The organism is Paenibacillus sp. F4, from assembly GCF_002894905.1.
Taxonomy (GTDB): domain Bacteria; phylum Bacillota; class Bacilli; order Paenibacillales; family Paenibacillaceae; genus Paenibacillus; species Paenibacillus polymyxa_B.
In genome coordinates, this window is sequence record NZ_POVS01000014.1 from 169,879 (window position 1) to 181,255 (window position 11,377).

An 11,377-nucleotide genomic window follows, 5' to 3' on the forward strand; every position below is an offset into this window, starting at 1 on the left:
CTATGTCTTGATTATCCATATGCTTGGACCACTGAAACGGTCCGGGCTTTTCCATCTTTGTGCCGAAAATAGGGTAAAAGTGGATTCCGCCACTGCTATCCTTGTACTGAGTTAAGGATGACACTTTTATGAAGCTTTATCCCCTCTGTCAGAAGGGTCTGCTGGCTTTTTCTTTTCCCCGCTCGACTTGGATTCAAAAATAGCTACCGCATTCCGCAAAATATCCGGCATCGGCACCCCCATTCTGCCCACATTTTCAATAATGGACAACAGCTCATTCGCCAAATAAAAGAAAACGACGGCATCCCGGAAGTAATGTGCATCCCCCAGAATACCGTCGATCAGATGAGCCACCGTAATCATCAAAAACACTGTAACCTTGCGAAAAATACCGTAATAGCCGTCTCGGCTTTTCAATTCTCCGTTAATCCAGGCCGCAGCCCATCCGGTAAAAAAGTCGATCACGACCATCCATAACAACAACGTTAGCATCGTCGTCCACCCTCCGAAAAAATAACCGATCAGGGTCCCCGTGGAAAACCCCAGCCAAATCTGATCGATTTTTTCATGCATATTTGTTCCCCCTTTTGAAACAAGGTGTAAAATGAATGCCCTTGGTTGATCCAAGGGCATTCAAAACCATTAGTTTTGTTCTCTATACTGTTTTCTTACGGAAAATAGAGTTATACCATTTAACCGTTTCTTCCTGTTCATTCAAAGCATCGGTTGATGACGAATCATCTACGTTGCCCGTTACCAGATCAGAACGCTTGGATAAAATAATCTTCATTACTTGTTCACGTTGCTTTTCATTTAGAGCGTAGCTTCCCAGAATGGTTGCGATATCACCTTCTCCACGCTCATAGCGGGTGATGCAAGCATGAGCACAAATACGCAATTGAGCCTCTGTTAAAGCCGTCATAGTTATGACTTCACCTCTTTTATATAAAAATATATAATGGTCAGTACACGTTATTTTCCTGTGCTACCAAGCATGAGCTGGGTCAGTGTTACTTCGAGATCTGCAATACGCTGCTTTAACTGGTCTGTCTCGCTTGGCTGTTGTTCCGCTTTTTGTGTCAGTTCCTCAATTGCTTCAGCACTTAATCCTTCACTCCAAAATGTCGTCGGGTCTCTTCGTTCTGGAGCCGTAAAAGCCGGAGCAGAATATATAGGTTCGTCCCCACGTTCGTGTTCCGGCTTGCTCTGCCATTCTTCATGCAGCTTCTGAAATGAAGCATGAGATTCCTTGCTCAACTGCTCGTATGCGTTTTGTGCTTCAACTAGCTTCTCTGCATATTCTGCTTGATAAATCAGCCAACCTTGGATGTCAAAACGAGGATGATATAGACCCGGTGGCACTGGAATTGCTACCGTGTAGCCAGCAGGGATAGTTTCGGAATTTGCTTCATCTCTAGCACTCGAACTATCGGCAGTAAGCTCATAAGTGTCTTGCTGCTGGTCTGTATTAGATAGCGTGAGTGAAGATGCAGTATAAAAAGGGACGACACCCGAAAAGGCATCGTCCACTAACTCGTCCTCCAGATAGAGGCCTTCAATATTTACTTTAGGTACTGCTTTCATGGTGTACCCCCCTCTACTTTTCTGCCAAAAATGGCGGTAGGCTATCAAGGCTGACCCAACCTGTATTTGTTATCGTAATGCCGTCTATAGCGAGTATCGCAACATTGCCATTAGAACCAATGTTGACACGCCCTAAAACATCATGCCCACTATCAGTATTAGCTGCCGCTACTGCCACGATTGAACGGGAAGGTCTATACCCTATGGGCAACTGGAATACATTCGTGTTGATCACTCCAGGCTTGGCTACACCTTTTACGTGGACATACCCCATCGAATCTTTTAGGTATGATATTTGACTTAGGGTTACATCGTGGTTAGTCCACCCATTAAGCAGCGTTGGCGTTATCCATGAAGGACTATCCTTCTCTGCCTTCTTGTTTTCCACCACGGACACACGGGCATTAGCCTGCTGCACGCTCTCCACCAAGTCAAGCAGCAGCGTCTTCTCGTTGGCTGCGTATAATCCTGTGAATGGAGTGACAGGAGGTTTGTCCATCATCAGATAGGTGGTGGTATAGACTGCTGTTATGTCGTGTTTGGAATCAGCCTGTTGAGCTAAAGCCCCCCTGTTCGTGACCTGACCATTCGTAATATTCCACGAATTACTGTCATTTTTGTTGTTTCTGTATATCGCTAGTATTTTGGAAGCTTTGTGACTGAGAACTGACGATTCCCAACCAGCCGTACCATTATTTATGTTCCAAAATTTATTAGCTTCCTGATAGGGATTGCTCCGTTCACGCAATATAATCCCTGAACCTACTTCGACCTGGTTATCGCCTTCAACAAAGGATAGCTGTCCTTCGGAAACAATCGGCTCAACGACTGGCGTTGCGAGTTGGTATACGAGTTGGTACGGCGTGTATCCTGTGTATGACGTTTGCGGTGCGGATTGTGTAAAATTAGCCGCACCAACGCGCTGCACCCAATACTTGGTTCCTGTGCCGCTCCACGTCGCCATTGTAGCCGCTTGAGCATTTGCAGGAGTGATGGTGTTAGCGTCATATGCCTTGTAGCCAAAAAAGTACGCTTTGATATCGTCTTGTGTTGGCTGGTATCCATCTGCCCATCCACTGTCCGCGACTGAGATAGACAGCCCTAAAACGCCAGCGGATTCACTCAGGTGAGATTGGTCAGCGGCAGAAACAGGGAAAGTATGCGGAATCAGCTTGCCATCATATTTAGACACGCGTTCTCTATCTGATAGGCCATTTGCGATAGGAAGCCTTACGACTTTGTACCCCGTCCCTTTGTCAAAGTATTCCCAAGGAAGATTACCGTCCAACATCAAGCCCTGCCAATTCTTATACTTGAAGTATTGTCCTTCACGCTCGAACACCGCGTCCGCATTAGCTCCTGTTACCGGATCGGCGTACAGATCCGTTTGCAGCGCCAACATGGAATCGACGCGTGGTTTGAATGGTTTAGCTGCGCTGCCTATGTTAAGCATAGGATTTTCATGGGTGAATGATCCCGTAGAAGCATAACGCAATCTAACCGAAAGGAATTTAGTTTGGATTGACGTTGTAAATGTTTTAGTTCCTACCGCAACTACGCCCGGCATAACCTCTCCTGTTGGGTCGAAGTCGTTTTCGTCCCGACGCTCAATATACTGCAATCCGTCTCCTGTGCTAGAAATGGTGTAGGTGGTGTTTGGCAAAACAGGAACTACCACCTTCAAAGGAGATACAGGGAAAGACCCTGAATAGCCACTTGTTGAAACACTCGCTTTGTTAGGACCTTGTAAAGTGACTATCCCCGAATTGCCAATGCTCCATTCGTAAAAGCTTGGCAGAAGATTTTCGCCGTACCGAATAGCGTACGAATTACGTACAGGCATTACACTATCAACATAAGGATACTTAGCTGCGGCCTGTGCTGGCGTAAGGCTTGCGGCTGCTGCATAATCTGCATCACTGATCTCGTATACGCGCACACTATCCATATTAAACGTATTACCCGTCACACCCGTGCCTGCGATAGTAACAATGTGGAAATATTCCTTCGCCGTGAATCGTACAACCAACGGCGCAAAAACAGAGCCAGAAGTTACCTCGTTACCCACAGCACTGGCAATACCATTTATTGATATAGCCACCTTGCTGGTATTACCACTTTTCACGTCTGCTATTGCGATATATTTTCGTCCAGGTGTGGTCAAAAAACTTGCAGACGCAGTTGCAGACGCACTGCCCAGCGTAATTTTAAACGAGCTACTACCATTGGTCTTGTTATTATTATCAATTGCAATAGCTACGTTCGAGGACCATTCGGACACGGTCTCGCAGCCTCCCATGCGCCCCAACAGATTCACCAACATACGCCCGCTCAGCCCCGTCAGCGAAAACGGCGATGCCTTTTCCGCATGAACAATCTGTACTCCGGGTTCCAAAGTCACCGCCTTACGCTCTGTTGTATCCAGACGCTTCTTGATCTCATTTACACCATCATTCACGTCACCAGCAAATTCATCAACAGCGCGCCAGTTTTGGTCCAAATACTTCTCCAGATCAAAATACGTTGTTTTGGGCGATGTGCGGTCAATTTGATTTAAACCAAGATTCGGTGTTTTTTCGCTTGCCATATTACGCGCCACCTCCTAAATATCTATCCTGTGTTGTATGTTCATTTTCATAGAGAGTCATAGACTCAACTTCAGCAATGGTCAGGTAGCGTAATTTGTACTCTACTGCCATGTGAGCGGGCTTGATCTCCTCAATGGCTGCTTTAAGATCCTCCACGTTAGGCGGAATCCCGATCGTATCGATAAATTTGACGGTGAATCCCCATTCGGCGGGGTGAAAGGTAACATCAACTGTACCACCGTCATACGCCTCTGCTACATTTTTTACAAGCCGGCCGGAAAAAGTTCCTGCCCCTCGCAGCTTCGATTCCACCACCGCACGCCGTTGGTCCAATGGCTTCGCCAGGTCGGTTTCGATCCCCAGCTCCATTTCCCAGCGTTCTAGTCCCCATGTGGCGGTACGTACAAAAAACTGTCCCACCGTCGCATCCATTGCCAGATACAAGGCGTCCAATTCGCTTCCTTTAGCATCCATATCGGAACGCATCACACGTGAGGTTTCATAATAGGCAGGCAAATAGGAAAGCAGCTCGCGTCCCCGCTCGCTGCTCATTTGGCCCACTGTATCTCCCGCTATAGTTACCCGATTAACAAAAGTGTCACTACGGTTTGCACGTTTTCCCTGGTCTGGGTTATTCAATAAATCTTCAAAGCTGTTCGTTCCATTGTTACTCACTGACGCTCACCGTCCCCAGCACTGCCACCTGACCTGATCCAATCTCAATATTCTGATTGCTCTGTCCATTGATTTTTAGCTCAGAGAAATCAATAATGATCGGAATGTCCAGCAAAACAGCAGAAATCCGGGTATACCGAACCAACGGGTCTTCCTTGTAAAAAGCAAGCTGCTTCAAATACGTCCGCACACCGCTTTCGATCAGCTTTTTGATTTCATCCAGTGTGGACGGCTTCTCTTTGGTACGCTGTACCTTGACTGAGATGTTAATCTCCACTTCTGCCGCTGGCATGATCGTCACCACAGGGCCCGCTGGTGCTAGCCCTTCTCCTTGCCCATCCTGGGTCGGATCAATATATTTTTGCACCGCAGCGACGATATCCGGGCTGGCCGCGCGTTTATCCGTGTCCAGCACATATAACCCCACTGTTCCCGGCCCTTTCCAGAGCGGAACAACTTCTACGCCTCCAACTCCAGCGATCTCATTCGCCCACTGGGTATACTGCGCCTTGTTGCCGCTTGTGCCTTGGTTCCGTACCTTGGCATAAAAACGCTCCAGCAACAGCTGGTCGCTCTCAACGTCTGTACCGCTTTTTGTTTCCTCCGTATTGATCACAGAGGCAACCCCGCTAACCGGGGTTGCCATCACCTGGATGACACCCGCAGGCACGTTACCGCTGCGCCCGGGGTTGACCGCCCGAATAGCCGCTTCCCCGGCACCTTGTTCATCCAGCGTGACCGAAGCCGTGGTCGCATACTCAATAGAAGCTTCCCCGGATACATCATCTGCCGGAGTCGCCACCAACGTTCCAGCTGGGACGGTCGTTCCCGCCGTGCCCGTGAACGTAACCATACCTGAGGCCGCAACCGCTTCTCGCCGTGTCACCCCATGCTCTGCTGTCCGCAAATCCAGCTCAGGTGAGCGAAAATCTGGATTATCGCTGGCTGCGGTGCTGGCAAAGCCCCGACGTAGCAGCTCCTGCGCCCAGATTGCCGCTTCGGATAGCATAAATGCTACTGGCGCCTGCGCATCCCAAATAAAAGAGCCCTCGGACTTATCCATGTCCGAAGGCACTTTTTCCAGCATCCGATTTAAAATTTCCTCTTCCGTCTGGTCTACCAAATATTCCGGCAAGTCTGCCATTAGATCACCACACTTTCCACAATTTCCGTTTCATCCCGCACGTTCGTAATCTGGCAGCTAAAATGGCATGCCTCACCTTCCCAGCTAAATGTAAACTGATCCACACTAGCCGTACGTGCATCTGCCAGTAACGCCTCCGTGACCATGCGTTTAATTTCACTTTCCTGCACACCGTGCCCATAGCTGCTGCCAATCAGCTCCTCCAGCTCGCTACCATAGTCAGGTGAATAGATCACATGCCGGTAGCGAGGAGTGCGAATCGCTTTTTCACACCACTGTACCCAGGCTTCTTTCTCGCCTGTAGTCACGATTTTACGGCTAGGGCTCATAACAAACTCACCGGCTTCAAAATCAAACCGCCAGCTTCGCCCAAATACTGCACGGTTATCCTCCAGTACATCCGGGTCGGTCATATCAGTATCTGTCCAGATCATATCATCTGTTTCGGGAAATAAATTAGCCACGTCCACTCACCACCTTGCACACGACCACCACATCATTGCCGCTATTCACCCGCACCGCAAGTACACGATCTCCGGGCTTGAGTCCTTCGTTCAAGCTAAGATTCACATCCTCCAGCTCGTCCTCCCCAATATAAAAGGAAGTTTTCAGCTCCTTGCCTTCCCAATTTTCCGATTCCACTGCGGTTGAGGTGCCTTTATACATATGACGTGGTACAGACAGCAGCCCCGGCAGCTCGGCGACCAGATAATCCTGAAGCTCATGTTTAAAATCGTCCAGCTTGAGTCCCGTGGAGGTGATCGTGCCTAGTACGGCGCCCACTCCACTCAGCGCTTGCTTAGTGTGCTTATGAAATGAAGATTGCAGCGCAGTAGCCAAATGCCCATAGGGGTCCTTATTCAAGGTAAAACCTCCTTTTTACATCGTCATACGTTCCGAGCTCCAGCGACATACTGCCAGGGTTGCCTAATTCCCTGCTCACTGAAATGACCAACAACTTTATGGAGCCTAACATTACCGCGTCTCCTGCTCGGATCGTGTTCATATCCGGTGCATTTACTGATATCGTTTGCTGTATGCCTCTCAACTTACTTTTGGCCAACTCACGTGCTGCTGCACCAGACTTGACCTCGTCATCCTGTACGATCACCTGAAGTGTCCCATATTTGGCAATGTCCTTCTCCTCAAGCGCCATCACCTTCGACGGTACCTCATTGCCTGATTCACTGGCAGCCGTAGCCAGTACCTTCACTCTTGTGGCCGCACCTTCCAGCGTACGGGACTGTGTCGTATCAGTCACTCTCTCCAAAACATACACATCTTTGTTCGTTCCCAGCTCGTACAGCTCCAACCCGGAAGAAATCATCCGTGGATGATACAGTTTCCCCCCCGCCTTTGCCGTTTCGCGCAGATCTCCCAGCATCATAGAATAGATAGACTGTGTGCGGTATACGGCGCGTCCCAGCGTTTTTTTCGTATCTGGCAATGAAGCAATTTTCAGCTTCCAGTCCCTAGCATACTTCTGAAAACGCTGAGTAGCCGTCTGCTTGGCAGGAAGTAAATATTCATCCTCGGACTTGTCCAAATACACTGTACGGTCATACAACGTCAGCGTCATACGTTTGAGCCCGTTGTTAGAGGTTTCTACTTCCCAGATCACTGCAGGGGACAACAAGGGAACATAATCTTTTTTACCATAAGGAATTCCGCTAACCCGAATAGACATCCCAGGGGAAATGGCGGGCATATCCGGCGTAACGACCAGATTGACCGTGCCCTGATAGGCGATTTGCTCCAGCGAATCCCTCAAATTAATGTTCTCCACAAGCGGAGACAAATCATATTTATCCTGTAAAATGACTTTATAGCTCATGACAGCACCAGCTTTTGCCCCGGTTTAATCGCATTCGGATTTTGTCCAATGACCTTTTTATTAAGCTGATAAATGCGACTCCATTGCGAACTGTCCCCCAACTCCAGCTTGGCAATTTTGGACAAGGAATCCCCGGACTTAACCGTATATGTTTTTTTCTTTTCTTTCATATCTGTGCGAGGCTTTTTGTTGACTGCAGCCGCCTTACTTCCCGTGACGCCAGCTTTTTTGGCAACTTTCATATCACTCCAGGTCCGTAGTGACAGATCAAAATTCACATCCCCATACTCGCCGCCGCGAAAGATCGAATTATGAGATGCCACAATTACTGGCACATTCACGGCTGTCTCCGTAATAATAAAACGTAGTGGGTTCTTGGATAACAAAAAGCCATTCAACGTGTTCATGGCCTCCTGAGGGTCAGGGATATCTTTGTATGTGCAATACGCTGGATTGTATTCTTTCGGAAAAAAAGAAGAGAAGGAGATTTCCTTCACCTTCTCCCCTTGTGGGAAGTCAAACTCCCCATAGGATAAAATTGTCGTTGTATCAAATCCCTTTTGCCGTGAGATCGTCACTTCCTCAGGGTTTACTGGAAACTGAAACTTTTTCCCCTTACCATCCGTCAAACTAAATTCCATATCTTTCCTCCTTCCCCATTGCTACCATCTACTCCATTACATAGCTCCAGCGCCTGCTGGCTTGGTATTCTGCGTTGCACGCAAAATTTCAGCTTTGAGACGGTAGCCAATTTGCGTAATAAGCCCATCCACATCCAGCTTGTTCTCATGTACAGTGACTTGTACAGCCCCCGCAGGAAGATTGAATTGGTTGGTGGTTTCCGTTTTAAAATCCTTCAAAAAGCCAGACAGTGTTCCCATTTGTTCAGGACTGATCTGTACTACTTGAGGTGTCGGATTACCATTACCTTTGCCTTTAGCTTTGGCTCCATTGTTCGCATGAGCTGCAGTATTCAGTAGTGGGTTTGGATTGACTCCCTGGTTAGCTATAGCCATCGGTCCATAAGGATTAGGGACGCCTTTTCCACCTGGTTGCTGAGGTACGTTTGCAACTGCACTAGCACTATAATTTATAGCCATAGGCGTTAAGGGCTCAAATGACTTACCTAAATTCGAATGAGGTGGGATTGCTGGTTTAGAGGTTGCTGGTTTAGGTACTTCAGGCGGCTTAGCTGGGGCTTTCTTAGGTTCATCTTTTTTACCAAAAGAGAAGAAATCAGAAAAGCCTTTACCGAAATCTCCAGCCTTATCCGAAAGCCAACCTGTGACCTGGGAAGCTTTTTCTCCAAGAAATTTACCAGCGGACTTCGCTTTGTCCATCATGGCTGGACCATAATCTGAGACTAATCCACCAATTTTCCCACCGACAAAGTCTCCCGCCATACCCCCAAGTGTAGAACCAACTACAGTACCAATACCCGGAAGCAAAAATGAACCTATAGCTCCGCCTAATGCAGAACCAGCAGTCCCACCAACTGTGGAGCCGATAGCTTCTGCACGTTCTTTACCAGAGGTAGCCTTTGCGATGTTCACAATATCCATTCCATAGCTTAAAGGTCCCAACAGTTTTTTCGCTCCACCTTTTAAAAAGTTCTTAAATAAGCCTGATCCAGCTTCCTCAGCTGCGCCAGCAGCACTACTTGGGTTTATAATGCTAGAAGCTGCGCTAGAAACTGTATCTACGACTGAACTGCCCCCACTGATAATGTTACCTATCACTCCTTTACCGCCTTTAAAAAAATCCATTCCGCCTTCCAACATATCTCCAGTACCGCCGAAACTTTCAAAAAGTTCACCAGTAGCCTTGCCTAATTCTGCTCTGTTCTCCCATATTTTTTTCGCACCATTAGCTATTTTTTGTCTCCTTGTAGTTCCTCCTGCTGATTTGACCTTACCCCATTCCGTTTTAAATGCTGCTCCTTTAGTTTTTAATTCAGAAAATCCCTTCATACCTTCGCCAAACTTTTTGACACCTCCGAGGGTATCTTTAAGATTTTCCAAAAAACCCTTAGGCTCTTCTTCTTTTGTCTCACCACCGAGTTTCAGAGAGCCTAACTTAGTGCTCAAATCTACAATAGCGGCCGTATTGGCCTCTATTGCAGTAGTATTTGCTTTTAAAACCGTACCCAGATTATTGTCAGACTTAACCGGGCCTGCTTTAGCAGTGCCGCTATTTACCTTCACATTTACATTACCCGAGGCGTTAATAATCTGGGATTTGACCCGATTAATCTTGTTCAACAGATTATCCAAGCCTTTGGAAGCCATATCGTTCAGTACAATTTCCGGGGCCATGCGAGTGCGGCCGATTTTCAAAACACGGCCTTGAATCCGCTCAAAATAGCGTTCCATTGCGCGCAATTCTCTGTTCGCCTTAATGACGTTTTTAGGATCAATCACAAGGTTCATGCGGTAATTTAATGCTTCTGCCATCTATCATATTCACCTCCTTGTTTATGCTTTTGAAGCTGCTATGCTATCCATTTCCTGCTCGGCAAACGCCAGCAGCAGCATACGCTCGCCGCGGGCAAGCCGCCAAAAGTCTCCGGGGCGGAGGTGGTGCCGAACCCACAAGTGGTACAGCATCGTCGTCATTCCCCCGGAGCCGATTAGTTTTTTAGGTCAGCAATCTCAACGCCAAAACCGGACAGTTCCAGCACCTTATCCCCTACTGCATCCAGCTCACCCGCCAGCAGCATACGGCGGACGGACTGTTCGCCACCGGACAGCTTCAAACGGCTTGTAATCCGAGGATCGCCCCAACCGTTAAGGGACAAGCCCTTCACTTCCAGCTTGCCGGTAGCTTCCGAAATCAACAAGGCGTTGAACGTTTCAGTATCTACTTTTTCATCTACAGCACCCTTCACGGTTCGGCGAATCGTGCAGCGTTCACGAATGCTGTCCACCTTACTGGAGGTCAGGCCGTGCAGCACAATTTTCATATCGAGGCGCTTGATACGAACCGTTTCCTCCGGCAGTTTTTCAGCAGCTTCAAACAGACTGTCCAAAATTTGTTCTTCTGTCATATTCTCATTCAAGCTCATAAGTCATTCTCCCTTATTGTTCATTTGTATTTGGGGAATGGAACGCCTGGCAGCATCCCATCCCCCGTTTTTCAATTTAGTTTGCTACAATCGGATCAAGAAGCTCATAGCCTTCAAAGGTGAAGGTCGTTTCTTCCTGTACTTCTTCACCTGCTGTCCAGTTGGCCAGTTGGATTTTGTCAGCAGTACAACGAATGAGACGAATACTTTCATGTCCGAAGGCTTCTGGATCATCCAATTTTGTAATAATCTCAAAACGGTTAAAACCGCGACGAATCATATCGGATGTGACCTTGTAGCCACTCATTGTTCCCGTCCCTTTTTTGATACCGCGCTTGTGCACCTTCCACTCGTTACCCACGAGATTCAGCTCGCGTTTTTCCATTTCTACGCTAGCTTCCAGCTTATTGATATTCGTCTGCCACACCCCGTCCACATGCGCCTGACCATACGTACCTAAAATGACTCTTGAAGCATCCAACATTTCT

The 11,377-nt window shown here is 47.8% G+C and carries 14 protein-coding genes; all 14 read right to left on the reverse strand.

Features of this window, described 5'->3' with window-relative positions; all coding sequences use genetic code 11:
- Nucleotides 1–126: 126 nt before the first annotated feature.
- The 14 genes from C1T21_RS15990 to C1T21_RS16050 all read right to left on the reverse strand — a co-directional run bounded on the left by C1T21_RS15990 (nucleotide 127) and on the right by C1T21_RS16050 (nucleotide 11,373).
- On the reverse strand, nucleotides 127–573 hold the full coding sequence (locus C1T21_RS15990) for a phage holin family protein (protein ID WP_103048944.1): 447 nt from the start codon (nucleotides 571–573) through the stop codon (nucleotides 127–129).
- 82 nt (nucleotides 574–655) lie between these two features.
- The gene (locus tag C1T21_RS15995) at nucleotides 656–922 is read right to left on the reverse strand and encodes a hypothetical protein (protein WP_103048945.1); all 267 of its coding nucleotides are present in this window, start codon (nucleotides 920–922) and stop codon (nucleotides 656–658) included.
- Between the two features lie 50 nt (nucleotides 923–972).
- Complete coding sequence (locus C1T21_RS16000) at nucleotides 973–1,584, reverse strand: hypothetical protein (RefSeq protein WP_103048946.1); 612 nt, start codon at nucleotides 1,582–1,584, stop codon at nucleotides 973–975.
- Nucleotides 1,585–1,597: 13 nt separating this feature from the next.
- On the reverse strand, nucleotides 1,598–4,171 hold the full coding sequence (locus C1T21_RS16005) for a hypothetical protein (RefSeq protein WP_103048947.1): 2,574 nt from the start codon (nucleotides 4,169–4,171) through the stop codon (nucleotides 1,598–1,600).
- 1 nt (nucleotide 4,172) lies between these two features.
- Nucleotides 4,173–4,847, reverse strand: coding sequence for a YmfQ family protein (locus C1T21_RS16010; protein ID WP_103048948.1), 675 nt, complete (start codon nucleotides 4,845–4,847; stop codon nucleotides 4,173–4,175).
- Nucleotides 4,840–5,991 (reverse strand): baseplate J/gp47 family protein, encoded by a 1,152-nt coding sequence (locus tag C1T21_RS16015; RefSeq protein ID WP_103048949.1) that lies wholly within the window; start codon nucleotides 5,989–5,991, stop codon nucleotides 4,840–4,842. Before C1T21_RS16015 ends, C1T21_RS16010 begins: the two co-directional genes overlap by 8 nt.
- Nucleotides 5,991–6,455, reverse strand: a complete 465-nt coding sequence (locus C1T21_RS16020) for a DUF2634 domain-containing protein (RefSeq protein ID WP_103048950.1) — start codon at nucleotides 6,453–6,455, stop codon at nucleotides 5,991–5,993. The genes C1T21_RS16015 and C1T21_RS16020 overlap by 1 nt, the downstream gene beginning before the upstream one ends.
- A complete protein-coding gene (locus C1T21_RS16025) occupies nucleotides 6,448–6,855 on the reverse strand; it encodes a hypothetical protein (protein WP_014280222.1) in 408 nt (135 codons plus the stop codon). Before C1T21_RS16025 ends, C1T21_RS16020 begins: the two co-directional genes overlap by 8 nt.
- Complete coding sequence (locus C1T21_RS16030; RefSeq protein WP_053324821.1) at nucleotides 6,848–7,825, reverse strand: XkdQ/YqbQ family protein; 978 nt, start codon at nucleotides 7,823–7,825, stop codon at nucleotides 6,848–6,850. The genes C1T21_RS16025 and C1T21_RS16030 overlap by 8 nt, the downstream gene beginning before the upstream one ends.
- A complete protein-coding gene (locus C1T21_RS16035) occupies nucleotides 7,822–8,466 on the reverse strand; it encodes a LysM peptidoglycan-binding domain-containing protein (RefSeq protein ID WP_061830304.1) in 645 nt (214 codons plus the stop codon). Before C1T21_RS16035 ends, C1T21_RS16030 begins: the two co-directional genes overlap by 4 nt.
- A 36-nt stretch (nucleotides 8,467–8,502) precedes the next feature.
- Nucleotides 8,503–10,278, reverse strand: a complete 1,776-nt coding sequence (locus C1T21_RS16040) for a hypothetical protein (protein ID WP_103048951.1) — start codon at nucleotides 10,276–10,278, stop codon at nucleotides 8,503–8,505.
- A gap of 21 nt (nucleotides 10,279–10,299) precedes the next feature.
- On the reverse strand, nucleotides 10,300–10,431 hold the full coding sequence (locus C1T21_RS28035) for a hypothetical protein (RefSeq protein WP_258012487.1): 132 nt from the start codon (nucleotides 10,429–10,431) through the stop codon (nucleotides 10,300–10,302).
- Between the two features lie 23 nt (nucleotides 10,432–10,454).
- On the reverse strand, nucleotides 10,455–10,889 hold the full coding sequence (locus C1T21_RS16045) for a phage tail assembly chaperone (protein ID WP_007429164.1): 435 nt from the start codon (nucleotides 10,887–10,889) through the stop codon (nucleotides 10,455–10,457).
- 76 nt (nucleotides 10,890–10,965) lie between these two features.
- Nucleotides 10,966–11,373: a phage tail tube protein gene (locus C1T21_RS16050; RefSeq protein WP_013309122.1), complete on the reverse strand. Its 408-nt coding sequence runs from the start codon at nucleotides 11,371–11,373 to the stop codon at nucleotides 10,966–10,968.
- Nucleotides 11,374–11,377 lie beyond the last annotated feature (4 nt).

Excerpts from the sequence above, each read along its gene's own strand:
- C1T21_RS15990 (WP_103048944.1), bottom strand. The coding sequence starts at position 573 with ATGCATGAAAAAATCGATCAGATTTGGCTGGGGTTTTCCACGGGGACC.
- C1T21_RS15995 (WP_103048945.1), bottom strand. The coding sequence starts at position 922 with ATGACGGCTTTAACAGAGGCTCAATTGCGTATTTGTGCTCATGCTTGC.
- C1T21_RS16000 (WP_103048946.1), bottom strand. The coding sequence starts at position 1,584 with ATGAAAGCAGTACCTAAAGTAAATATTGAAGGCCTCTATCTGGAGGAC.
- C1T21_RS16005 (WP_103048947.1), bottom strand. The coding sequence starts at position 4,171 with ATGGCAAGCGAAAAAACACCGAATCTTGGTTTAAATCAAATTGACCGC.
- C1T21_RS16015 (WP_103048949.1), bottom strand. The coding sequence starts at position 5,991 with ATGGCAGACTTGCCGGAATATTTGGTAGACCAGACGGAAGAGGAAATT.
- C1T21_RS16030 (WP_053324821.1), bottom strand. The coding sequence starts at position 7,825 with ATGAGCTATAAAGTCATTTTACAGGATAAATATGATTTGTCTCCGCTT.
- C1T21_RS16035 (WP_061830304.1), bottom strand. The coding sequence starts at position 8,466 with ATGGAATTTAGTTTGACGGATGGTAAGGGGAAAAAGTTTCAGTTTCCA.
- C1T21_RS16040 (WP_103048951.1), bottom strand. The coding sequence starts at position 10,278 with ATGGCAGAAGCATTAAATTACCGCATGAACCTTGTGATTGATCCTAAA.
- C1T21_RS28035 (WP_258012487.1), bottom strand. The coding sequence starts at position 10,431 with ATGCTGTACCACTTGTGGGTTCGGCACCACCTCCGCCCCGGAGACTTT.
- C1T21_RS16045 (WP_007429164.1), bottom strand. The coding sequence starts at position 10,889 with ATGAGCTTGAATGAGAATATGACAGAAGAACAAATTTTGGACAGTCTG.
- C1T21_RS16050 (WP_013309122.1), bottom strand. The coding sequence starts at position 11,373 with ATGTTGGATGCTTCAAGAGTCATTTTAGGTACGTATGGTCAGGCGCAT.